At 65.7% G+C, this 23,613-nt stretch carries 20 protein-coding genes; 5 read left to right on the top strand and 15 right to left on the bottom strand.

The window, feature by feature from the left end; all coding sequences use genetic code 11:
• Positions 1–16 precede the first annotated feature (16 nt).
• The 5 genes from glf to M9955_07965 form a co-directional block, all read right to left on the bottom strand.
• A complete protein-coding gene (gene glf, locus M9955_07985; GenBank protein MCO5081585.1) occupies positions 17–1,195 on the bottom strand; it encodes a UDP-galactopyranose mutase in 1,179 nt (392 codons plus the stop codon).
• Positions 1,192–2,736: a glycosyltransferase family 4 protein gene (locus M9955_07980; protein MCO5081584.1), complete on the bottom strand. Its 1,545-nt coding sequence runs from the start codon at positions 2,734–2,736 to the stop codon at positions 1,192–1,194. Before M9955_07980 ends, glf begins: the two co-directional genes overlap by 4 nt.
• On the bottom strand, positions 2,736–4,715 hold the full coding sequence (locus tag M9955_07975; protein ID MCO5081583.1) for an HAD family hydrolase: 1,980 nt from the start codon (positions 4,713–4,715) through the stop codon (positions 2,736–2,738). The genes M9955_07980 and M9955_07975 overlap by 1 nt, the downstream gene beginning before the upstream one ends.
• A gap of 76 nt (positions 4,716–4,791) precedes the next feature.
• Positions 4,792–5,754: a glycosyltransferase gene (locus tag M9955_07970; GenBank protein MCO5081582.1), complete on the bottom strand. Its 963-nt coding sequence runs from the start codon at positions 5,752–5,754 to the stop codon at positions 4,792–4,794.
• On the bottom strand, positions 5,747–6,712 hold the full coding sequence (locus M9955_07965; GenBank protein MCO5081581.1) for a glycosyltransferase family 2 protein: 966 nt from the start codon (positions 6,710–6,712) through the stop codon (positions 5,747–5,749). Before M9955_07965 ends, M9955_07970 begins: the two co-directional genes overlap by 8 nt.
• Before the next feature lie 225 nt (positions 6,713–6,937).
• On the opposite strand from M9955_07965, the gene M9955_07960 reads away from it, so the two are divergent.
• Positions 6,938–8,086 carry a hypothetical protein gene (locus tag M9955_07960; protein ID MCO5081580.1) on the top strand — a complete coding sequence of 383 codons (1,149 nt, stop codon included), beginning with the start codon at positions 6,938–6,940 and terminating at the stop codon, positions 8,084–8,086.
• Entirely contained in the window at positions 8,083–10,323 is a 2,241-nt protein-coding gene (locus M9955_07955) for a glycosyltransferase (GenBank protein ID MCO5081579.1), read from the top strand. Before M9955_07960 ends, M9955_07955 begins: the two co-directional genes overlap by 4 nt.
• A 2-nt stretch (positions 10,324–10,325) precedes the next feature.
• On the opposite strand, the gene M9955_07950 is transcribed toward M9955_07955, so the two are convergent.
• A complete protein-coding gene (locus M9955_07950; GenBank protein MCO5081578.1) occupies positions 10,326–11,180 on the bottom strand; it encodes an FkbM family methyltransferase in 855 nt (284 codons plus the stop codon).
• 211 nt (positions 11,181–11,391) lie between these two features.
• The gene (locus M9955_07945) at positions 11,392–12,780 is read right to left on the bottom strand and encodes a DUF2793 domain-containing protein (protein ID MCO5081577.1); all 1,389 of its coding nucleotides are present in this window, start codon (positions 12,778–12,780) and stop codon (positions 11,392–11,394) included.
• A 204-nt stretch (positions 12,781–12,984) separates the two neighbouring features.
• Here M9955_07945 and M9955_07940 point away from each other — a divergent pair, with 204 nt between their 5' ends.
• Complete coding sequence (locus tag M9955_07940; GenBank protein MCO5081576.1) at positions 12,985–13,548, top strand: hypothetical protein; 564 nt, start codon at positions 12,985–12,987, stop codon at positions 13,546–13,548.
• On the opposite strand, the gene M9955_07935 is transcribed toward M9955_07940, so the two are convergent.
• The 3 genes from M9955_07935 to M9955_07925 form a co-directional block, all read right to left on the bottom strand.
• The gene (locus M9955_07935; protein ID MCO5081575.1) at positions 13,545–13,880 is read right to left on the bottom strand and encodes a DUF2304 domain-containing protein; all 336 of its coding nucleotides are present in this window, start codon (positions 13,878–13,880) and stop codon (positions 13,545–13,547) included. The genes M9955_07940 and M9955_07935 overlap by 4 nt on opposite strands.
• The gene (locus M9955_07930) at positions 13,877–14,584 is read right to left on the bottom strand and encodes a glycosyltransferase family 2 protein (protein ID MCO5081574.1); all 708 of its coding nucleotides are present in this window, start codon (positions 14,582–14,584) and stop codon (positions 13,877–13,879) included. The genes M9955_07935 and M9955_07930 overlap by 4 nt, the downstream gene beginning before the upstream one ends.
• Before the next feature lie 138 nt (positions 14,585–14,722).
• A complete protein-coding gene (locus M9955_07925; protein MCO5081573.1) occupies positions 14,723–16,447 on the bottom strand; it encodes a hypothetical protein in 1,725 nt (574 codons plus the stop codon).
• A gap of 497 nt (positions 16,448–16,944) precedes the next feature.
• On the opposite strand from M9955_07925, the gene M9955_07920 reads away from it, so the two are divergent.
• Positions 16,945–17,100: a hypothetical protein gene (locus M9955_07920; GenBank protein MCO5081572.1), complete on the top strand. Its 156-nt coding sequence runs from the start codon at positions 16,945–16,947 to the stop codon at positions 17,098–17,100.
• 167 nt (positions 17,101–17,267) lie between these two features.
• Here the strand turns inward: M9955_07920 and queG are convergent, their stop codons facing one another.
• Together queG and M9955_07910 are read right to left on the bottom strand one after the other, a co-directional pair.
• Complete coding sequence (gene queG, locus M9955_07915) at positions 17,268–18,419, bottom strand: tRNA epoxyqueuosine(34) reductase QueG (protein ID MCO5081571.1); 1,152 nt, start codon at positions 18,417–18,419, stop codon at positions 17,268–17,270.
• On the bottom strand, positions 18,400–19,092 hold the full coding sequence (locus M9955_07910; protein MCO5081570.1) for a glutathione S-transferase family protein: 693 nt from the start codon (positions 19,090–19,092) through the stop codon (positions 18,400–18,402). Before M9955_07910 ends, queG begins: the two co-directional genes overlap by 20 nt.
• Positions 19,093–19,241: 149 nt before the next feature.
• On the opposite strand from M9955_07910, the gene M9955_07905 reads away from it, so the two are divergent.
• Positions 19,242–20,048, top strand: coding sequence for an undecaprenyl-diphosphate phosphatase (locus M9955_07905; GenBank protein MCO5081569.1), 807 nt, complete (start codon positions 19,242–19,244; stop codon positions 20,046–20,048).
• A gap of 9 nt (positions 20,049–20,057) precedes the next feature.
• On the opposite strand, the gene M9955_07900 is transcribed toward M9955_07905, so the two are convergent.
• From M9955_07900 to M9955_07890, 3 genes are all read right to left on the bottom strand, one after another.
• Positions 20,058–20,780 carry a sulfite exporter TauE/SafE family protein gene (locus M9955_07900; protein MCO5081568.1) on the bottom strand — a complete coding sequence of 241 codons (723 nt, stop codon included), beginning with the start codon at positions 20,778–20,780 and terminating at the stop codon, positions 20,058–20,060.
• Between the two features lie 50 nt (positions 20,781–20,830).
• Positions 20,831–21,805, bottom strand: a complete 975-nt coding sequence (locus tag M9955_07895; GenBank protein MCO5081567.1) for a complex I NDUFA9 subunit family protein — start codon at positions 21,803–21,805, stop codon at positions 20,831–20,833.
• A gap of 151 nt (positions 21,806–21,956) precedes the next feature.
• Complete coding sequence (locus M9955_07890; GenBank protein ID MCO5081566.1) at positions 21,957–23,390, bottom strand: aldehyde dehydrogenase family protein; 1,434 nt, start codon at positions 23,388–23,390, stop codon at positions 21,957–21,959.
• Positions 23,391–23,613: the final 223 nt, after the last annotated feature.

Below are 23,613 nucleotides of genomic sequence, written 5' to 3'. Positions count from 1 at the left end.
GCGCCGCGACCGAGCGTTACATGCCGCCGTCCTGTTTCTTGAGCGGCGAGCGCCTCCCGCTCCGGAAATACGGCGCCAGGTCGCGCTCGTAGACCTTGAGCGCGCTCGCCACGGCCTGATGCATGTCGATGTAGCGATAGGTGCCGAGCCGGCCGCCGAAGATGACGTTAGGCACTTCGGCGGCCATCGTGCGGTAACGCGCATAGGTTTCACGATCTTCCGCGCTTCCGACCGGATAGAATGACTCGTCGCCTGCACCGGCCTCGCGCGGAAATTCGCGCACCACCACCGTCCGGTCCGACGTGTAGCGCCGTTCGGGATGCAGGTGCCGGTATTCGACCGACCGCGTGAACGGCACGTCGCGATCCGAAAAATTCATCACCGCGCAGCCCTGGAAGTCAGGCGTGCCCACGACCTTCCGCGCGAAGTCGACGGTGCGCCATCTGAGCTTTCCCGCCGAGCCGTCGAAGAAGCGGTCGATCGGCCCGGTATAGACGACGGGAATCTGGGCAGGGAGCGCGCCGCGCATTTCGAGATAATCCGCGCCGAGCCTCACCTCGATGCCAGGATGGTCCAGCATCCTCCCGAACATTTTCGTGTAGCCGTCCGCCGGCAATCCTTCGTGGGTGTCATCGAAGTAGCGGTTCTCGAAGGTGAAGCGCAGCGGTAGCCGGTTGATGATGTGTTCGGGCAAGGCGCGCGGGTCCGTTTGCCACTGCTTCCACGTATAGTCGCGGATCAAGGCTTCATAGAGCGGTCTCCCGACGAGGGAGATCGCCTTTTCTTCGAGATTTGCAGGCCGCCTGCCGCCGAGTTCCGCCGTCTGTTCCCGCAGCAGCGCCCGCGCCTCGGCGGGCGTCATCGTCCGGCCGAAGAAGCGGCAGATCGTGTCGAGATTGATCGGCATCGGATAGATGGCGCCGCGATGCGTCGCGAACACCGCGTGGCGATAGGATGTGAAGGCGGTGAAACGCCGAAGATAGTCCCACACCGCCGTATTCGACGTGTGGAACAGGTGCGGCCCGTAGCGGTGCACCTCGATGCCGGTCTCCCCGTCGATCTCGGAATAGGCGTTGCCGCCGATATGGGACCGCCGCTCCAGCACAAGCACCTTCAGGCCGAGCCCGCATGCCGCGCGTTCGGCGATGGTTGCGCCGAAAAAGCCGCAACCGACGACGACGAGATCGGGCGTCATGCCGACGCGTCCTGCCCGGCGCGGCTCCGCGCGGTTTCCACCACGGCCAGAAAGCGCGCGAGATGGTCGTCCAGCGACGGGATGCGGTCGGCCCCCTCCCAGTATTCGGCGATCCGCCGGCGATCCGCGACGAGACGTTGGAGCGTATCTCGAAGCGCTGCCCTGTCGCCACGGCGGAAGCGGAAATCCGGCTTGTCGACCAGTTCCTCGAAACCGACGCTGTCCGACATCACGACCGGCACGCCGGCCATGGTGAACTCGTAGGCGGTGATGCTGTAGGTCTCGAAGCAGATCGACGGAATGATGCCGAGATCGATCCCGGCCAGGATTTCCGGCAGTTCTTCGCGGCTGTATCCGTCGATCCATCGTATGGCGGCCAGACGGTCGCCAAGGCGCGCGAGCCGCCGGTGAAGACGTTCGTCGTGCCGGCAGACGATCCAGAGTTCCATCTCGCGCGCCCACGGGCCGGCATCCGCCAGCGCTTCGATCAGCAGTTCCAGACCTTTGGACGGAATGGCGTATCCGAGAAAGCCGAGCCGCAACGTACCGTCATTCCGCTTCTTCGCCTCGTAGCGCCGCCGACGCTCGGCCGCCATGACATGGAAATCGAAGCCGGGGTGGACGGTCGTCATCAGCGCGGCAGCGATCCCCCGCGCGGCAAGCTGATCCCGCTCACGGTCGGAAACGGTGATGACGGCATCCGCATAGGCGTTGACGCGGGCGGCGTTTTCCGGCCGCCAGCGACTGAAAGCGCGCGACCAGAGCTCGATGCCGACGCTTTTCCGGTCGAGCGCATCCATCGACCGACGCCAGCGGGGAGCCAAGTTGCCTGGCGCCTTCCGCCGCGCCATATCCCGCAACGAGCCGGCGACGTCCCTCGTCCAGCCGTAGCCATGCGCCGCGGTCGAGCGGACGATACGTTCGGCGACCGTGCCGCTGACGCGGGTCCGGTCCATGACGTCGATCACCGCCCGCGCCATCTTCGCCTTGCGCGCGTCGACGACATGGCCGAAGCAGCCGACGCAGTCGCGTCCCTCGTGGTCGTTCTCGCAATGATCGCGGAAATCGCGCAACAATTCGATCTGCGGGCAGACCAGGTGATAATTGTGCAGGAAGAGCACCAGCGCCGCGCCGGTATGTTGCTTGATCCATTCCAGCGTGAGCGTGCTGATGCCCTCGACATTGTGCAGCACGACGATGTCGTAGGGGCCGGTCTCCTGCATCATGGCGACGAATGCGGACGCCACCGTCCGATCGTCGAGGCAGGCGTCGATGAGGCTGAAGGAGTCGTGCGCCGGCGCCTTCACCGGGCTGTTGACGATCTCGAAGCTGCGCACGCCGAGCTGTTCGAGCGCGTTGCGCGTCCGCCGATGGCGGCAGCGGCGGTTGAAGGCATCGTAGGCGTGGCCGGAGCTGAGCACGGTCACCTGCCAGCCGTGGCGCTCGACCAGCGCCGGGATCGTCTGACGCAGATAGACGCTGATGCCGCCGCCTTCGCCGGCGACGTCGAATTGCACCCAGTTGTAGATCAGGGCGCGCATCAGCGAAGCATCCGGCGCGCAATGCGGCGCGGCAATCCGGCGGCGTTGCGCAAAAGGCTGTTGCCGGATTTCAAAAATCCGTAGCCGTCGATCAGGCGAGACTGCCCGGAGGCGACAAGACAGCCGGAAATCCAGTAGTCCTCGACCTTCCAGCGCCGCAGCCGCGCCGGCACGGCGGCTCCCGGCACCTTCTCGACAAGCGGATGCGACGAGAGGCTGAGCCCGCCGGCCTCCTGCACGAGGCGCGAAGCCGCATCCACCAGCGGCATGGAGGGGCGGGCGAAATGGGCCATGGCAGCGGCCGCGATCCTGTCGATGCGTGCCGGCGCGCCGTATCCGAGCGCGGACAGGCCGGTCGAAAGCTTGCGCACTGCTTCCGCCTCGAAGCGTGCGCGCAGATCGTCGGCGATACCCGTCGCGGCGTCGAAGACCGGTTCGATGCGTTCGCCATCGCGGCGGTAACCGCGCAACCGGCCCCGCGTCGCGTCGCGGAACAGGCATTCCAGCCAGGCGAAATTGTCCGAGAGGATCGCCGGCAGGCCGTCGTGCCGGAACACCACGCCCGGCTCGATGCTTGCCGCCGGCCACGCCAGCGCCCGGTTCCGCGCCAGAAAGCTGTTGGACGCGACCATCATCATGTCGATCCGGGTCCGGGCAAGCAGATCCGGCCTTTCGCGGAGCAGGTAGTCCGAAATGTAGATGGCGATGGTGCCCGAATAGCCGATGTCGCCGAAGACCACCGGCCCGTCGCCAATGGCGCCTTCCTGGAGCAGATAGGCGAGCGCCATATCCTGCCGTTCCAGAATGGCGGCCCTCAGAGCCTCCGTCAGCCCGGCCTGTTCCATCGCCTCGGCAAGGTCCGATGTCGGCAAACAGCGATCCGCATGTTTCAGGGTCGACGGCAAGGGAACGCCATAGTGGTCGGCCACGTCGCTGCAGCTCATCTTCCGCCCGGCCAGCCAGCCGACGCGTCCCACCGCCTCCCGCAGGAAATCCCTGCTCCACGGCATCGACAGGACATGCGTCGCGGATCGGCTGACGCAGAGTTCCTTCACCTCGATGCCATCGAATTCCGCCGCGAGATACGGATTGGCCTGCCGCACCCGCTCCCAGAGGCGACGCATCACGGTGGCGTCGCGGCTGAGGAAGAAGACGCGCCGCGCCGCCTTCATACGGGCGCGCATCATCACCGCCATCAGGAACGCCGCCATGATGTCGCTGGCGAGATCGACCAGCAGCGCCTCGCCGTCGAGCGGCTCCGGATGCGGGACCGGCGGAAAATGATTGCCGATTCGTGCCGCCGACCACCCCGCCGCGACAGCGTTGCCGACATCCGACACAGTATTGTCGCCGACATGCAGGATGCGGTACGGCGAGACGCCGAGCCGTCGGCGGACGACGTCGAAAACGCGGCCTTCGTGCTTCGTCTCGCCGATGCCGGTCGAGATGAAAACCTCATCGAAGAAATGGCGCAGGCCTTTCGCCTCAAGCAGCGTGTTCATGTCCGCCGGCGAAAAATACATGTCCGACAGCGCTACGACACGCTTGCCGGCCCGCCTGAGCGCCGCGAGCACGGTCCCGGCATCCGCGTGCGCGACCAGCGCTTCCCGTTCGAGCGCGAGCTCGAAGGCGACCGCATCCTCGGCGAGACGGCGGCGCTCGTCCTCGTCCATGCCGCCGCCCGTGGCCAGCAGGCGCTCGACGATCGCTTGAAGGGGAGGCTCGCGCGTTGCCAGCGCGACCGAGTCGCGCAGCACGTTCGCCGCATGGTGACGCCGATCCGAGACGGTTTCGGGCGTCCCGAACAGCCGCCGGTCGAGATGGCGCATCAGCCGCGCGCTCGAAAGCTGGCGGATTTCCTCGAACGACAATGTCCGGCGCGTCAGCAGCGTATCGAACAGGTCGAAGCTGACGACCTCGAACCGCCCGGAAAGCGCGACCACCTCGCTCAATGCACTCAGGGTATGGCTGCGTTTCAACAGGATTCGATATCCTATTCTTCCCGGACGAAACCGGCTGATCGCAAACTGCCCGCGATACCGACGCGCCACGGCATCAGACGGCGCTTTCCGGCGGACCGAGCCGGCTCCTTGCGCCTTCGATCGTCAGCCGGACCCAATTCCGATAGGCCTTCCAATCGCGTTTCAGGACCACGAAATAGAGGAAATAGCGCACGATGTCGGCCGCCAGCGTGACGTAGCGGCGATGGTGCCAGAAGATATAGCCGCGGTTGCGGAACGTCAGATACCGCTTGGCCTCAGTGCCGGGATCAATGGCCATCAGGCTGTCCCAGAGAACACTGTGCGTCTCCGGCTTGCCGGATGGATGGGCCACCTTGATGCGGGCGCTCGTCACAACGCGCCCGCCATTGCGGAGCATGCGATGGAGGAAGTCCACCTCGTCGCCGCGCAGGCACAAACGTATGTCGGGCAGGCCGAAGCGGAGAAAGGTCGCTGCAGGCACGACGCAACCGTTGAAAAGATGGCCGAAACCTTCGACGCGGCCGACACGCTCCATCTCGGCGACGTCATAGGTGCGACCGCCGGCAACGGGATAGGGAAAGCAGAGCTGGTCCGAATCTTCCTCGTCCACGGGAAGCGGCGCGACGAGATCGGCGCCGGTGGCAGAGAGTTCCGCCAGCGCATCGCGGATATAGTCGGCACCGACAAGCTGGCCGTCATCGTCGAGCAGCAGGATATGATCGGCGCCGGCCCCGAGGGCGGCGAGGATGCCCATCGCATAACCGCCCGCGCCGTTCAGATTGCGCTCGTTCGGCAGCCGACGGACGGGAAGCGTCGTTTCGACGCGCCGTCGTTCGGCAGGCGGCGTGTTGTCGACAAGGATCACGCGCGCCACCGGCGGCTGCTGGCGCTCCAGCGACCGGAAGGCGGTAGCCAGGCGGTCATAGCGGCGATATGCCACCACCACGGCATGTATGTTCGCGGAGCGGGAGGAGGCGGTGCTGTCCGACGCGTCCATGCCATGGCCACCGATGCAGGGCGCAGCCAGTTCAGCCATCGCAACCCAGCAGCCGCCGCAGCAATCGGCGCGGCGAGGTTGGCGAGCGAGAGACCGGTCGATCCGTCGTCTCGATGTCGCGGGAAGGCGGCGGCCCGAGATGCCGGTCGAGCGCAGCCCGGATGTCGTGGAAGTGGAACTGGTTCAGGCGATCCGCGCGCAGCTGGATGCGGGCCAGCGCCATGAGATGCCCCGGGCCGATCCGGCCCTCGGCCCATTCCTTGCGCAAGAGCTCGTTGCGCAGGCGCGCATCCGTCTCGGCATGCAGGCCGGGCAGCGACGTCACCGTGTTGGCGTAGGCGGCCGGCGCGTCACCGGCGCCGATCCGGCGATGATAGTTCGCCAGCGGTTTGGCGATGACGCCGATATCGTAAGCCGTCACTAGCCGAATGCCGAACTCCCAGTCTCCCATCACCGGCAGATCCTCGCGATAGGGACCGAGCCTGTCGTGCACCGCGCGCCGGTAGAGAAGCGAGTTGGTCGTGAGATGGTTGAACACCATCATGTCGGCGATCTGGATCGATTCCAGATCCTCGTTCATGACGTATTTGCGCAATGCCGTCGGATCACGATCGGCCGTCTCCTCGACGACCGAGGTCTGCGTGCAGACCCCGGCAAACGTGCCGCGCGCCTCCAGGAAGGACACGGTCTCCGCCAGAAAGGAGAGCTCCCATGTGTCGTCGTCATCGAGAAAGGTCACGTAAGGCGTGTCGGCGAGGGCGAGACCCTGATTCGAGGCGCTCTCCATCCCGGCCGGATTCGCGACACGGCAGAGCCGCACCGCGAGACCCGATCGCCGCGCCTCCGCCAGCGCCGGTTCGACCGCGGCTGCATCCGTCGAATCGTCGGCCACGATCCACTGAAGGTCGCGGAACGTCTGCTGCGCCAGACTCCTGGCGGCGCGCCTGAGCAGGTCCGGACGGTTCCTGGTGCGCGTAATCACGGAGACCAATGGCATCTCGTCGCGCCGGCCGCTCGTTACAGTATGTGATTTGCTTTAGTCGTTGGAATACGTTTGTCAATGACGCGGCCGAAGCAGGCGCGACGTTTCCGCAGCAGTCTGTGCATGCGACGGAAAACCATAGGTTTTCGCGCATGGACATGGCGCAAATCCATTGGCTATAGGCGATTCTTGGCCGAGATTCGGGTCGCGGCCAATGGAGCATTATTCGGGCTGGAGGAAATGCATCGCAGCAGGAGGCAGGGCGTTCAGGCGGGCTCGCTGGGCGAGAGGTTCAGAGCCATCCTTGCCGCCTCGGAGACGGCAATCGAGCAGCGCCGCCATTATTTCACACGTCCCGAAGGAGATTTCACGGAACCCCAGTGGGTTTTCGACGCGCCCCGCGACCGTGCGTTCGCGCAGCCGGACCATCCCGCCTTCGCCCGGACATTGAGCGTCTTCACGCAGGAATGGGTGGGGATTCGCGCTGCCGCCGGATCGTTTCCGGGCATGAAGCTCGCAATCGGCAAGCAGGCTGCCTGGACCGCTCCGGAACTGAGGCGCGTCTTCCAGAGGCTGCAGGCCGCGCGCATCGAAACCGTGGTCTGTCACGGCGCTTCGTCGTCCGTGCTGGATTTCCTTCAGGCGCTCCGCATCGCCATGCCGGAACTCACCATTGTCGGCGTCTGGCACGGCACGCTTGCCGCCTGGTCTTCGGACGAGGAGCACGCGCTGGCGAGCCGTTTCCTCGATCTGGCGACCAATGGCGTCTTCGACCGAATCAGCCTGCTGCGGCGCGGCATGCATCTCCTGCATCCGAAAGCCGTCACTTACCTGACGCCGAATCTGCCGCCATCAGTCGACGTGAAGCGGCTGGCGCCCGCCATGTCGAGCCTTCCGCTGACCTGCATCTTCGCTGGCTGGAACAACCAGTGGAAAAACATGTATGCCAACCTCGTCGCGGCCAGTTCCAGCACCTGCGTCGGCAGGGTGCTGAGCTATGCCGCCGCCTCGCTGCCCGCCCCGCTCGGCGCGAAGCTTGACACTCTCCCCTATGGCACGCGCCGCCAGCACCTCGTCACGCTCTTCGGCGCCGATCTGGCGCTCAACGTCACGACGGTCGACTGCCATCCGATGATCGAACTCGAGGCGATCGCGGTCGGCACGCCGGTGCTGCGCGGCCAGCTCGATCTGGATTTCGGCGGCGACCATGCCTTTTCGCACCTGCTGACGGTGGAATCGCCGCTCGATCCCGTCGCGATCAGGGAGCGGCTGGAAGCCGTCGCGCAAGTGCCAGCGGGCGAACTCTCCGACATCGTCGCCGATTATCGCCGAACGGTGATCGAAACCGCCGTCGCGCGCTACGGCGAGTTCCTCAAGGGTGCGCGGTGACAAGACGGCGCGTCTGCTTCGTCACCTTCGAACTCGCCCCGTTCACCGGCGGCGGCATCGGTACGTGGCTGGCCAACACGCTGGAAACCTACGAAGACCGCGGAGCCGATTTCGAAGTGCTGTTCTGCGGCGCGACCATGCCCGACAGGGATCTTTTCCGCCGCATCTATCCGCGCGTCGTCCTGCACGCGATCTCGCTGGAGAGCCCGGACGAGGAGATCCTGCACGGCCGCAGTCTGCGTCGCGCCGACATGATCTCGGTGGCGCAATGGCGCTCGTATTTGCTGATGTGCGCGCTGGAAAAGCTTGAGCGCGAGACCGGCCGCTTCGACGTCATCGAGTTCGTGGACTGGTGCGGCGCCGCCTATTTCAGCCTGAATGCGAAGCGGCTCGGCCGCTCCTTCCAGCAGACGGTGCTCTCGGTGCGCCTTCACGCCACCGAAAGCGTCCTGCGCGACCACGAGACCAGGAGCTGGTCGGGCGAAAACCTCGTCATCGCCGATCTCGAGCGGCAGGCGCTGCTCGATGCCGATCTGAAGATCGCCCATCTGTCAACGGTGGCCGACGCGTTCCAGAAGCATTTCGCTTTCCCGGACAGCTGGCGGGAGAACTTTCGGATCGAGAGCCCTCCGGTGGCGGTCGTGCGTCGCGCGGATCGGACGAGCCGTCCGACATTCGCAACGCCCATCGTGTTCACCAGCAAGTTCCAGTCGATCAAGCGCCCGGAAATCTTCGCGCGCGCCGCCTCCCGGCTGCTGTCGCAAAACCGCTTCTATCAGGGCGCCGTCCGCTTCCTCGCATTCGACGTCGACCCGGGCGTCAGATATCTGAGCGAGCTGGCTTTCCCGCAAGGCCTGCGCGATCGCGTGGTCTTCGGCGGGCCGTCCGACAGGTCTCTGCGCGAGGAAATCATCCGCGACAGCGTCGCCGTCTTCCCCGGTGCCTTTGAGACCTACTGCTTCGCCGCCTACGAGGCCAGCCTTGCGGGCGCCATCGTGGTGCTCAATGCGAGAAATCCCGCCTTCGGCGAAGGCACGCCGTGGATCGACGGCGTCAACTGCCTGAAATTCGACGGCACGTCTCTGCGGCTCCACGAGACGCTGGAGCGCATCTTTTCCGAACCATCGGCGACGGCGTCGATCCGGCCGGTCGAGGCGGTCGCGACCGAGAAACCGTACTGGGAAACCGTCGTGCCCGGAACTCCGGTCACGGCGACGGCTTTGACCGCATCGGTGGTGGTGCCGCATCGCTTCGAGGGCGGGCTGCTTCATGCCACCGTCGACAGCGTGTTGTCGGACGACGAAGACGTGGAACTGGCCGTGGTCAGCCACGGGAATGGCGAGCCGGGGTCCGATCTGGTGCTGGACGCGCTGGAGGATCTGCGCCGCGAGGCGCCCGACCGGATCAAGGTGATACGCCGCGATGGCAATCTGGGCGTCGGCGGATTGCTTCTCGAAGGCATTGAGGAAACATCGGGCGACATCGTTGCGATCATCCCCGCCGGCTTCGAGCTGCTCCCGGGATTTCTGAAAACCGCCATCGCCGCGCTGGCGGCGCAGCCTTCCCATGACGCTGTTCTTCCGATGGTGCGCGTTGTGTCCGAGCATGACGTGTTCCGCACTGCGGAACACTGGCTGCCGATGGGCGCCAGCATCCATTACGGGCTGTTCGTCAACCGCATGACGTCGGGCTGCGTCGTCGCGCGGCGCTCGCTGCTCGAAGCGTTTCCGCCCAACGAGGTGCTGACGGCGGAATGGCTGTGGGACGTCATGCTGCGGGCTGCATTCTCGGGCCGACGATTCCTCGTCACGGACGAGCCGGGCGTGCAGGCGATCGGCCGCGTGCATTTCGACCACTACGCGCACTCCGAGCAGCAGCGCCGGGATACGTTCGAGACTGTGCGCCGGAACCTTGCCGTCGAGGGCATCGATGCCCGCGCGAGTCTGGCGTTCCTCGGCGACGGCGAGCTGCTTTCCGCCACCGGCCCGATCGCCGCCTCCCTGATCGAGGCGTCGAAGGCGGAAGCGGGGGATTTGCGGCGGCAGCTCGACGAGGTTTACCACCAGAGCGGCGATCTGGAGAGCTGGCGGCAGCGCGCTCTCCACGCGGAAGATCAGTTGCGCGTGCTGTCCGATGCGACGAGCGTGAGACTGGCGCTCGGCGCGGCGCGCGCCATGGAAAAAGCGAGGCCATGGCTGAGGCGACCGCTGCGGGCCGCCCTGCGGCGGAGACGGTGACGCTACCGGCTGAAGGACAGGATCGTTTCGCAGCCGATCGCCGGGACCTCGCCCGCGCTCACCTGTTCGTGCGAGCGCCGCAGCATGTCCGCATCGGCTTCGTGGCAGAAGACGTAGTTGAGATGCGGGCACTCGGCCAGCATCAGATAGCCGGCATCCGACAGGATCTCACGGCATGAGGCAAGCTTTTCCGCGCCCAGGATTTCCACGATGAGGGGCGGCCGGAAGCGGCGCAGCACCTCCGCCGCTCCGCGCAGCACGGCGATCTCGACCCCCTCGACATCGATCTTCATGCCGCCGATCGCGGTGACGGGAAGTATGCCCGCCGACGTCGCGGCAACCGTGCCCAGCCGTTCAGGACCGGCTTGCAGGAGGAGAGCGTCAAGGCTCGTGCTGGCCACCGGCTCCAGATAGTCGGTCGCATAGTCCGGCTCCAGCGATTCGCCCGAAGCCATCGACAGCGCGCCGAAGGCATGGCCGAGATGGACGATCTCCGTGCGGTCGCTGACCGCCGCATGGCACGGCACGACGCGCAGATCGAAATCGTTGAGCAGGATGTTCTGGACAAGCCGCCCATGCGTCAGCACGGAGGCCTCGATGGCGGCGGTGCGATGCGCCGGGCGATGCGCCGCGGCGATCATCGCGTAGAGGCCGCTGTAGGAGCCGACGTCGAGATAGAGCGAAGGCGCCTCGCGGTTCAGCATGGCGAGCCACCAGACGAGCGCATCCAGCTCGACATACTCGCCCTGCTTGATACTGCCGACGACGACATCGTCGACACCCCAGCTACTGACCACCGCCGCCATCAGGAAGCTTTGGCCCATGAAGCTGATTTTCTCGATATTGTGCTGCCGCATCAGCCCTCTGCTTCTTCTGCCGGATTCCATCACGCGACGAGCCACGCGAGGGCGGACATCCCGACATCTCTGCCGCCAAAACGAAGCGCGTGGCGCCCGTCCCGGACGGGTCTAGAAACTGACTTCGGAAATGACAACCCCTGCCGGCCGGTTCACGCCGGCGGGCAGGGGGATGGACTGGAACGGAAGCAGCCAAGGATGGACGCCCGGATCAGATGTATGCGCCGAACGATGCGCTGTCGACGCTGCCCGCGCTGTCGCCGGGCAGGTAGCCCGCGCCGCCCGCCGTATAGATGATCGCGGCGACGCCGACATAGAAGCGGCTGCCGGTGGCGCTTCCCACGAAGGCGCAGGAGAAGGCCTCGATGATCGCCTTCGTCAGCGCGAATGCGAAGTTCGCCGAGAAATTAAGCGTGGTCGGCATGGTGATCGTCGCGAACGAAAGAGTGATGTGTCCGCGCGTCTGCGCGATGACGTGATACGGCGCGTCGCCCGTGATGCGATAGTCGCCGATGGCGACGACGCGCGCGTCGAGCGCGAAGACATGGGCAACGCCGCAGACGTCGAAATCGATGTCGGCGAAACGCAGGCGCGAGCGGTTGGCGACGTCGATGCCGCGCGAGCCGGCCGTGATCGTCAGCCTGTGCACGTCGAGCCGCGCGCCGTTGTCGAGCGCGATGGCATGGCCGGGAGCCGATATGACGACATCCGCCGCCGTGCCGCCGGCGCCGCGCAGGATGAGGTTGCCGCGCCCCGGCAGCGCACCGGCCACGCTGACGCCGCCGACATAGGTGCCCGGCGCCACCAGGATTTCGATGTCGCTCAATCCGCTGTCGAGCGCGAGCGCGGCGTCCACGGCCCTCTGGATCGTTGCGAAGGCATGGCCGGCGCCGTCGGCCAGACCGTCATTGCCGTCGTCTCCATCGATGCGAACATAAAAGCTGCGCGGCACAGCGAGAAGCTCGCGCACGCCGCCCTGGGGAAAGGCGACGCGTCCGGAGTCGGGATCGACCTGCAGCGCCGTTCGCCATGTCACGCCGTCCGACGACACCTTCATCGACAGCGCGTCCGACCCGACCGTGCCGATCTCGGCGCGGCCGCTCAGACCTGTCTGGAAGAGCAGCGACGCCGTATCGCCCGATCCGGCCTTGTCGAGCTTGAGCTGGTGTCCGGCGCCGGCATGGCTGAACAGCGAGGCGTCGCTGGCGACGGCGAGGCGCGTACCGGCATCTGCCGCCATGCCGATGCCGAGCATCGGCAGTTCGCCCACGGCGGGCCGCCAGTCGCTGCCGCTATGGACAAGCAGAAGCGCCTCGTCCTCCAGCCACACACGCCAGCCGGCACGCGCCGCCACGAACTCCCAGCCGCCATCCCGAAAGCGGGCGATATAGCCGTCATGCCCCGCGAACGCGCCGCCGCCTTCCGCGGCGACGATCCAGCATTCGCCCTCTTCCGGATCAACCGGCGGCGTCGCGCTGCGCCCGAGAGCCACGGCCTGCGTGAGGACATCGAGCCGCTCAAGCGCCTCATTGTGGGTGACGTGCTTCTGGGCCTGGGAGTGAAGGATGTGGGGCAGTTCGAGCGAAGGCGTTGCGGTCATTGACATCTCCAGAATGAAAATCCATTCTAGGATATTATTCCTATTTGTCAACACGGGCGCGGAACAGCGGGCGGTCAGCCGGGCGTTCGTCGAGCGCCGACACACCCGCCCACTCTCTGCAGTTGAGTGAAATTGATACACAGGTTGTCGCGGTGCTTGACACCATCTTCCGCCGAAGCAAGGTGAAACTTGGGGATTCGGGGGGTGTCGCCGATGAGGCATGTGCTCAATGTTGTCGTGGCGGCGGTGGCTTCCCTGCTGGTGGTGATCGGCTGGAAGCCGATCCTCGGCCTGGAAAGCTTCGACGCGGACATCGAGATCACCGCTCTCGGCACCAGGAACCCGCAATCGAAGAATGCCGAGGTTTGGGTGAGGCTGGTCGACTGGCCGGCCGGCGTCACCGTCGACGATTTCCTCAGGACGGCCAAGCCCAAGGAAGGATGGGAGAAGCGCGACATCGCCGCCGTGTCCTATCAGAACCAGCCGGCCCGCATGAACTGGCGCGGCAAGGTCGGGCCGGAAGCGAAGCTCTCCTTCGTGCGCCACGACTGGTCGGGCGACATGAGGATCATCATCAACGGATCGACGAAAAACTACGATCTCTATGCGGCCGGCGCCAGTCCGGATCTCGTCATCCGGTTGAAAAGCGTTCCCGCCGTCTTTCGCGACAGTCTGCTCTCCGTGCCGGGGACATTTCTGCCCGCGGCGCTGCTCGCCATTGCAGCGCTTGCGATCGGCTACACGATCGCCAGCCGCCGCCGCGGTTAAGCTGTTTCATCGGGCGGTCCGCGATCGGCCGTCGCCACCGCGAGCGCGCGCGCCAGCGCCGTCGTCGTCTCCTGCGCGGCGCGCAGGCGCAGATGCAGGTTGAAGATCGCGGCAAAGGTGATGAGCACGAAGCAGTAGAGCACGAGATCCGCGCCGCGCCCCACCCCAAGCCGGTGCGCCGCCCAAGACGTCAGGTCGGGGAACAGCACCAGCACCACGCCGAGCAGCGAGGTGGTCGCGATGCTCACCGAAACCGCCCAGGATTTCCTGCGCTGCGAGAAGGCATAGAAAAACAGGAAGAACAGCCCGAGCGACAGGACGACCTTGATCATCTGTAGAGCTTTCCGATGGCGAGATCCCAGAGGATCGCGAAGGCGCCCGACATTCTCTGGCCCTTGGCGCGGGAGTAGTCCGTGTAGACGATCGTGCAGGGGGCCTCGACATAGCGAAGCTTCTTCTGCGCGATCTGGCCGAGAAGTTCGGAGGCATGCGCCATGCGATTGTGCCGGATGCGCAGGCTCCGCGCCGCCGACGCGGTCATCACCCGCAGCCCGTTATGCGTATCGGTCAGCGTCAGGCCGGTCGTGAGGCGGGTATAGGCGACGGCCAGCTTGAGCAGCCAGCGGCGCCGCCGGCTTATGCCTTCGGCAAGGCCGATGAAGCGGGAGCCGAGGACGATGTCGACCTTCTGCGCGTCGAGCGTCTCCAGCATGCGCACGGCATCCTCCGGCCGATGCTGCCCGTCGGCGTCGAAGGTGACGATCTGTTCCGCACCCCGCGCCAGCGCGAGTTCGATGCCGGTCTGGATGGACGCCCCCTGCCCGAGATTGACGGGATGGCGGCAGACCATCGCTCCCGCATCGCGTGCGGCCTGGGCGGTTTCATCGGGCGAACAGTCGTCGACCACGAGCATATTGTCGAAATAGGGGGCAAGCGCCTGGACCGTCGCGCCGATCACCGCCGCCTCCCGATAGGCCGGCATGACGACCCAGGCCGTCGACCGGAAGCGATTGGAGGCAGGTTTCTGGAATGGCAACATGCGTTCCGTGACACGACGTTCGGCGGCGCTCGTATTGCCCGATCATCGGGTCACCGCGCGTCCGGTACAACCTTAATAGTCACAGAATGCACGCAGGCAAGCCGTAACGGTTGTGATGCGATGTATAAGGGGTTGTTATGCGTTTTCACGCGTCGGACCAACGCGAAAGCCGGCGTTTTGCCCTGCACCGATCGCCAGAGCCATGAGGAAGGGGCCGATCATGTAGATCGGAAGCTGATAGCGAAAATCCTGTGAGCCGGTCAGTGGCATCATCGACAGGGTGTTGAGCAAGGCCGGCGCGCAGGCGAGCGCCAGCGGCAGGCAGGCCGAAGGGTTTCGCGAGACTGCTATGGCGAGACAGCCCGCCAGCAGCAGGAACATGAAAGCCGGCCTCCAGAACAGGACAAAGCGCGGCGTGCTCGCCGTCGTCCAGGCGAATTCGGCCTTCAGCCAGACATTGAGTTTCGGGATCACCGGCTGTTCCACCAGTCCGGGAGCATCCAGGGGCGGCTCGGCCTTCCAGATGCCAAGCGGCACCAGCGTGTGGACCGCGCCTTCCGTCGGAGCCAGCCTCCAGACCGACGAGTTGACGCACAGGAAATGGGCCAGCGCCACATCCGGCGCAGCCATTGCCGCGCGGAGCGCCGGCAGGAAGAGGCTGGCGTCGATCTTCCCGTAGTCGATGCCGGGCGCCCAGAACAGTGGCACCACGTTCAGGCAATCATAGGTCTCGCGCCACTCCTCCATCGGCAGGATCGCGTCGAGCCGCTCAAGCGTATCCTGATCGCCGATGGCATCGGCCGCGACCATGCCGCCGAGCAGGTGCAGCGGGATGATGCCGCCATAGTGCCGGCCCACGCCGCCCACCCCGACTGCCGGCAGCACGACCGCCGACCAGAGCACCGGCAGCGCCACGCCGGCGACAAGGCCGGCCGCCAGAAGACGCCTGCCTGCCCGGCGGCGCATGACGAGGCCGATCAGCACGAGCGTCCCGGCTGCGACGAGAATGCCGTTGTGGCGGAACGTTGCGACAAGGAACAGTGTCAGTGCGAAGGCCAGCACATAGTCAGGACGCCGGGCCAGTGCGCCGCCGGTTCGCGCCAGCGCCATCGTCATGACGGTCAGCACGGCGATCCCCGCCGAATAAGGCACGTCCTTCCAGAACACGGTGGAGATGAGATGTACGGCCGGCAGCAACGGCACGAGGAAGGAGACGATCCATACGGCGGCAGGCAACACGTTCCAGCGGCGGATTTCCGCCGCCAGCGCCCCGCAGGCGAGCGCCAGGAGCACGATCTGCAGGAAAATCGACCAGCCGGGAGAGCCGAGAACGTAACCCGGTCCGCCGATCAGGATCGTGTGCAGGACGGGATGCGCGTTGTTGTATGCGCCGGAGGCAAGCTGCCCCCACTGGCTGACGGAGTCCGGCGACATCTGCGCGGGCCAGGTCCCGAGCAGGACGACGACGAATATCGCCAGCGCCGGCAGCGGATGGCGGAGCGTATCGCGCGCATAGGACGACCGCTCCTCATACTGAGCGGCGGCCGGCATTCGCGCCAACACCTTGAGGGCGAGGAAAATCGCAAAGGTCGTCGCCAGCCACGCTGTCAGGAACATCGGCCAGCGGCTGGTCGCGACCGTGATTCCGGCCGGAAAACGTTCCAGGCCCAGCGTCAATGGCTTGCCATCCGGCGCCGGGTCGAAGAGGTTCTCCGTGACCATCGTGCCATTGATCTCGATCGTAACCTCGCCCGACCAGCCGTGACGCACGAAGGTGAATGCACCGTCGCCGAGCAGAGGCCCTTCGAAACGCAGCGTGGAAGGCTGGCCACGGTAGGAGACGGCCACGCCGTCGCGCATCTCCCAGCCGCCGGATGTCGACGGCCCGCGAGCAGCTCCGGAAAATCCAGCCCGTCGGGCAGTCCGGTCAGCCACACCTCGGAACCCTGGGATCGCGCGTCCTTCGCTCCCGTCGCGGTGATCGCAACCCGATGGATTTCGGTTTCGCTCCACGGCGCCAGAGGCCATGCGAGGACGGCGAGAAGCGCCAGCATTGCGCTGGCAACAAGGTCTTTCGCGCTGCGCGTCACGCCGGCCGCCTCGTCTGTTCAGATTGTGCGTGACGCCTGATTCGACCCGCAACGCGAAGATACGCAGCCGGTCGGTGGGCGCAACCGCCTACAACCGATGGCTGCTTTCGTCGCTTCGACGCTCCGGCCGCAGGGCTGGGCCATGTGTCGCGGATTCATGTTCTTTCAGCCTCGCAAATCGGGGCAACGGGTTCTCGCATCGGCTCGAAAATAGCAATCGACAAAGTCTACTGATTTTGTAGATTGATCCGCCAATGGAGTAAGGACATGGCCTATACCCACACGACCAGCACTCCCAAGCTTGCCGAAACGGCCCGTGTCGCGCTGCCTCGCGGCATCGGCGCAGCCAATCTTTTTTGCTATGCCGCCTTCGCGCTGTCGTTCGGTTTCGCCGTCGCCGTTGTGTTCGGCCTGATCCATTGACCTGAGCGGTTCCGGCTTTTACGGAATCGGTCAAGCCGCTTTATCTCTTTGTTTTATCGGCATTTTCGGACGCAAACCGCTTCGCACTTTTGCTGGAAATGGTTTAGGCGCTTTCACCTCGATGCCGAACCTCGCACTCAACCCGGCTAAGTCCGCAAGGGACCTTCCTATCCGGTTGCGATGCGCCATTCGGCGCATACCCCATCATCGGCCTCCAGCGCATCTGTTTGCGCGCGCAGCTTTTTCATCGCGGACGAGTCGAGAAGCCGCGACAGCGCCCAGACCGCCGCGCCGCGCACGAGCGGCGAGGCATCGCCAAGCAGATCCCGGCAGCACGCCACGAGTTCGGGCGAACCGGAATTGCCTGCCGCAATCAGCACGTTACGGATGAAGCGGTCGCGGCCGATCCGCTTCACCGGCGAGCCGGAGAAACGCTGGCGGAAAGCCGCGTCGTCGAGCGTGAGCAGTTCCGCGATGGCCGGCGCGCGCAGGTCGTCGCGCGCCATGAGCTTGGCCTCGCTTGCTGCCTGCGCGAACTTGTTCCACGGGCAGGCGGCGAGACAATCGTCGCACCCATAGATGCGGTTGCCGATCTTCTCGCGGAATTCGAGCGGGATCGGCCCCTTGTTCTCGATGGTGAGGTAGGAGATGCAACGCCGCGCATCGAGCCTGTAGGGCGCCGGGAAGGCGTCGGTCGGGCAGGCGTCGAGGCAGGCGCGGCACGAGCCGCAATGATCGCGTTCGGGCGCGTCCGGCGGAAGCTCGGCCGTTGTGAAGATCGTGCCGAGAAACAGCCACGAGCCGAATTCGCGGCTGACGAGGTTGGTATGCTTGCCCTGCCAGCCGATGCCGGCGGCTTCCGCCAGCGGCTTCTCCATCACCGGCGCGGTGTCCACGAACACCTTGACGTCGTCACCGGTCCTTGCCGCGATCTTTCCCGCGATCTCCTTCAGCCTGCCCTTGACGACGTCGTGATAGTCGCGGTTCTGCGCATAGACCGAGATCGCCGCGCGGTCGCGCCGCGCAAGAATCCCGCGCGGGTCGCTGTCGGGACCGTAGTTCATGGCGAGCACGACGATCGAGCGCGTCTCGGACCACAGCACGCGCGGGTCGGCGCGCCGCGCCAGCGTTTCCGCTATCCATTCCATCGAGCCATGCATGCCCGCGGCGACGAACTCGGCCAGCCGGGCCGGCACCTGCGGTATGGCGTCCGGGGTGGTGACGGCGACGGCCGCGAAGCCGGCGGCGCGGGCCTCGCGTTCGATCAGCGCACGGAGCTTTTCGGCCCTAGGCGGGGCCTCAGAAGTCGAGGTCCGCATAGTGGGAGGCGGGCGTCAGCCCGCGCACGCGGTCGGCCAGCAGCGGACGGAAGGCCGGCCGCGACTTGATGCGCGTGTACCATTCGCGCGCCGCGGCATAGTCGCGCCAGTCGATCTCGCCGAGATAGTCGAGCACGGAGATCGTCGCGGCGGCGGCAAGGTCGGCATAAGTCAGCCGCGTGCCGGCCAGCCAGTTGCGCGTGCCCGCCAGCCAGTTGGTGTATTTCATGTGCTGCTTGATGTTGGCGCGCGCCGCGCGGATCGCCGCCGCGTCCGGAGAGCCGCCGCCATTGTCGGCCGGCATGTGCGGCTTCAGCACGCGCTCGCGCACGATGTGGCGCGTCACCTCGCCTTCCGTCTTTGTCAGGTACCAGTCGCAGATGCGGCGGATTTCGGCCCGCTCGAACGGACCCTCCACGAACAGGCGCTTGTCGCGTTTCAGCACGCCGCGCGTCTCGTCCAGATATTCGGCGATGACGGAGGCGCCGACGATCGGCACGTCACCCTCGGCCAGCAGCACGGGCAGCGTGCCGGCTGCGTTGAGCGACAGGAATTCCTTGCGCCGCGTCCACGGCTTCTCCTCGATCAGCGCCAGCTCCTCGCCGTACTCGCCGAAGGCGAGGCGGACGAAGCGACAGGCGGCGAACATCGGATGGTGGAAAAGGGTTAGCATGATCCCGCAATGATTGTGTCGGCACTGGCCAAGACCGGGCCGCGCCTGTAACTTTTGCGCACCCCGATTCCCCGGCGCAAGCGCTTCGACCTATAGGGTCAGTTGAACGCCCTGACAAGCAAAGCCCCGTCGTCCATCCGGAAGTTCTCATGGAAAGCCAGACGATTGTCGAAGCCCTGCTCCTCGGCCTGCTCGAAGGGCTGACGGAATTCATACCGGTGTCATCCACCGGCCACATCCTGCTGGCCGGGCATTTCCTCGGCTTCGAATCGACTGGCAAGGCCTTCGAGGTGCTGATCCAGCTCGGCGCCATCCTTGCCGTCATCGGCGTCTTCCTGCGTCGGCTGTGGACCATCTTCGTCAAGCTGCCGACAAGCCGCCGCTCCAAGCGCTTCGTGCTCGGCGTGCTGATCGCCTTCCTGCCCGCCGCCGTCCTCGGCGCGCTGCTGCACGGCTTCATCAAGACGGTTCTGTTCGAGACGCCGATGCTGATCTGCATCATGCTGATCCTCGGCGGCGTCGTGCTGCTGGTGGTGGACCGCATGCCGCTCCAGCAGCGCTATCGCGACATCAAGGAGTTTCCTTTCGCCGTCTATCTCGGCATCGGCCTGTTCCAGTGCCTGGCGCTCATTCCCGGCACGTCGCGCTCGGGCTCGACCATCGTCGGCGCGCTGCTCATGGGCGTAGAGAAGCGGGCGGCGGCGGAGTTTTCGTTCTTCCTCGCCATGCCGACCATGGCCGGCGCCTTCGCCTACGACCTTTACAAGAACCGCGAGGTGCTGTCGGCGGCCGATTTTCCGATCATCGCGGTCGGCTTCGTCGCCGCCTTCGTCGCGGCGATCATCGTCGTACGCTACCTGCTCGACTACGTCTCCCGCCACGGCTACGCGCTGTTCGGCTGGTGGCGGCTCGTCGTCGGCGCGGTCGGCCTGATCGCGCTGCTGGTCTGGAGCTGAACGCCGGCCTTAGCCGAGCCCCAGAATGCCGCGCCGCAGGAGGTCTAGCGCCAGAACCGTGATGGCGACGCGGAACCAGAACTTGAAGCTCTTCTCGTCGAGCCGGTCGAGCAGCCGCGTGCCGTAGACCGTGCCGAGAAAGCCGCTGGCGATCATCGCGGCGACAAGCCAGATCCACGGCCAGAAGACGAAACCGAGCACGCCGAAGACGACGATCTTCAGCGCATGCTGCACGACCATGGTCACCGCCGAGGTCGCCACCAGCGCCTTGCGGTCGCCGGCGAGGAACTGCGCCAGCACCGAGGCGACGATGGGGCCTGTCGCGCCGACCATCATGGAGAGCACCGCCACGCCGGAACTGACCAGCGCGAGGCCGGAACGTCCGATCCGCCCGATGCCCGGTATCGCCACCCAGGTGATCAGGATGATGAAGACGCCGAGCACGATCTTCAGCAGCGCGTCGGGCAGTTGCACCACGACAAACGCGCCGGCGACCGCGCCGATGATGCTGCCGATCAGGAAGGGCAGCGCGATATCCATGCGGATGTTGGCGCGCTGGTGCCATGCCCTGCCGCTGTTGGAGCCGAGCTGCACGGCGCCATGCACGGGGATGAGCGAGGCCACCGGAATGAAGATGCCCATCAGGGCGAGCATCGCCAGTCCGCCGCCGACGCCGAAGGACGCCGTGAGCGCGGAGGTGAAGAAGCTCGCCACGACGAGCAACGCGGCTATCGCCGGCGTGATGCCGTCTGGAAGAAAGGCGGCAAGCGTGTCCAGACCGGTCAGGCCTCGGTCTTGCGGGTGAACTGGCCGGCGGGACGGAAGCGCCAGAGATAGGCCGGCAGGATCGCCTCCGTCGACTGCGGGTAGAGGCCGAGGCCGGCAAAGGTGCGCCCGTCCCTGATCGCCGCGTCGGAGACGACGTTGTCGGTCCTGAGCAGCGTCACCTGATCGCGGGTCAGCAACGGGTTCGGCAGCATGCCGAGGATGGAGCCCTGCAGTTCGGCGGCGAACCACGGCACCGGCACCAGCAGCCGCTTGCGGTCGATCACTTCGAGCATCTCCTCCAGCAATTCGCGGAAGGTCGAGATTTCGGGGCCTCCGAGTTCGTAGATCCGGCCGCCGGGAACGACGCCGTCGACCGAGCGCGCGACGATCTCGGCGACGTCGCCGACGAAGACCGGCTGGAAGCGGGTCTGCCCGCCGCCGATCAGCGGCAGGACGGGTGAGTAGCGGGCCATGCCGGCGAAACGGTTGAAGAAGCCGTCTTCCGGGCCGAAGATGATGGAAGGGCGCAGGACCACGGCGTCAGGCACGGTTTCGAACACCGCCCGCTCGCCCGCCGCCTTGGTGCGGGCGTAGACGGATTCGGATTCCGCGTCGGCGCCGAGCGCCGACATATGCGTAAGCGGCACGCCAGTGGCGCGAGCGGATTCCGCCACGGCCCGCGCACCGAAATCCTGCACGGCATTGAAGGTCTGGCGTCCACCCTCGAAGAGGATGCCGACGAGGTTGATGACGTGATCGGCGCCTTCGACCGCCCGGTCGATAGACCAGCGCACACGCAAATTCGCCTGTACGGCCTGGATCTGGCCGACATTGCCGAGCGGCTGCACGTGGCCGGCGAGATCGGGACGCCGCACCGCCACCCGAACCCGGTAGCCGCGCTTGGCGAGCGCGCGGACGACATGGCGTCCGACAAAGCCCGAACCGCCGAAAACGGTCACGAGTTTGGGGGTTTCAAGGATTTCGGTCATATACGTCTCGCGGCTCTCGGGAAGCGATGGCTCACCGTGTCATAGTCGGTTTTTGCCGGCAGGCAAAGCATCTCCGCCGCGACCGATCGCCCAGACAAAGCAAAGCCGGCCGTGGCATCCACGGCCGGCTTCTAAAATGGTATCAGACAGGCTATTCGGCGGCCTGATAGCCGGCGATGCCCTTGATCTCGAGGAAGTCCTCAAGGCCGTATTCGGCGTATTCGCGGCCGTTGCCCGATTGCTTGTAGCCGCCGAAGGGCAGGCCGGCATCCCAGGTCGGGTAGTTGATGTAGACATTGCCCGAACGCATGCGGGAAGCGACCTCGCGCGCCTTCTTCATGTCCTTGGTCTGGATATAGGAGGCGAGGCCGTAGACGGTGTTGTTCGCCTCGTCCACCACCTGCTCGACCGTGTCATAGGGCATGATCGACAGGACAGGGCCGAAAATCTCCTCCTTGGCGATGCGCATGTCCGGCGTCACATTGGCGAAGACAGTCGGGCGCACGTAGTAGCCGCGGTTGAGGTCGGCCGGACGGCCCGGGCCGCCGGTGAGAAGCGTCGCGCCTTCCTTGATGCCGCTCTCGATAAGGTCCTGGATCTTCTTGAACTGCACTTCGCTCACGACCGGGCCGAGCCTGGTGTTCGGACCGTCGGCCGGGCCGACGGTGAACTTCTCGGCCGCTTCCTTGGCGATCGAAGCCGCCTCGTCGTGGCGTTCGCGCGGCACGAACATGCGCGTCGGCGCGTTGCAGGACTGGCCGCTGTTGCCGAAGCAGCCGGCGACGCCCTTGGTCACGGCGGCCGGCAGGTCGACATCGTCGAACAGGATGTTGGCGGACTTGCCGCCGAGTTCCTGATGCACGCGCTTCACCGTGTCGGCCGCCGCCTTGGCGACAAGGATGCCGGCGCGGGTCGAACCGGTGAAGGACATCATGTCGATGTCAGGATGCGCGGACATGGCCTCGCCCACGGTCGGGCCGTCGCCGTTGACGAGGTTGAACACGCCCTTCGGCACGCCGGCCTCGTCGACGATCTCGGCGAAGATGATGCCGTCGAGCGGTGCGATCTCGGACGGCTTCAGCACCATGGTGCAGCCCGCCGCGATCGCCGGCGCGACCTTGCAGGTGATCTGGTTCAGCGGCCAGTTCCACGGCGTGATCAGGCCGACGACGCCGATCGGCTCCTTGACGATCAGATGGTCGCCCTTGACGTGGCGGAACTCGAACTCCTTCAGCGTCTTGGCCATCTGCGTCAGGTGGGCGAGGCCGATACCGACCTGGCTCTCCAGCGCGAACTGGCGCGGCGCGCCCATCTCGCGCGACACGGCCAGCGCAAGGTCGTTGCTGCGCTTCTTGTAGACCTCGATGATGCGGTTGAGGATGTCGAGACGCTCCTCGACCGTGCTGAAGCCGAAGGTGCGGAAGGCGCGCTTGGCGGCGGCGACCGCCTTGTCGACATCAGCCTTGGAACCCAGCGAAATCTGGGCGAACGCGTCTTCGGTCGACGGATCGATGACATCGAAAACGTTTGGCGTGACCGGATCAACCCAGGCGCCGTCGATATAGAACTGCAGATTGTGCGACATCATCTTCTCCCGAAATCGGACTGGAAACTGCTGACGTTATATCCGCAGGACGGTAACGAGTCCAAATCGGTGCTGTCAATTGACGGCTGCGTTCCCGAGGCGGGAGAAGTGGGCCTCGGGCAGCTTTCGATGAAGCCAGAGCCGTTGGCTTGAGACCACAAGCACGGCACGACGAACAGCAGACGCGACGTTCCCGCCACGTTCGCTCGTTCATGTTTTCGCT

The sequence above is a fragment of the Rhizobiaceae bacterium genome, from assembly GCA_023953845.1.
GTDB lineage: Bacteria > Pseudomonadota > Alphaproteobacteria > Rhizobiales > Rhizobiaceae > Arvimicrobium.
Note: the sequence above shows the minus strand (reverse complement) of the source record. Positions and strands in the feature narration are given on the sequence as shown.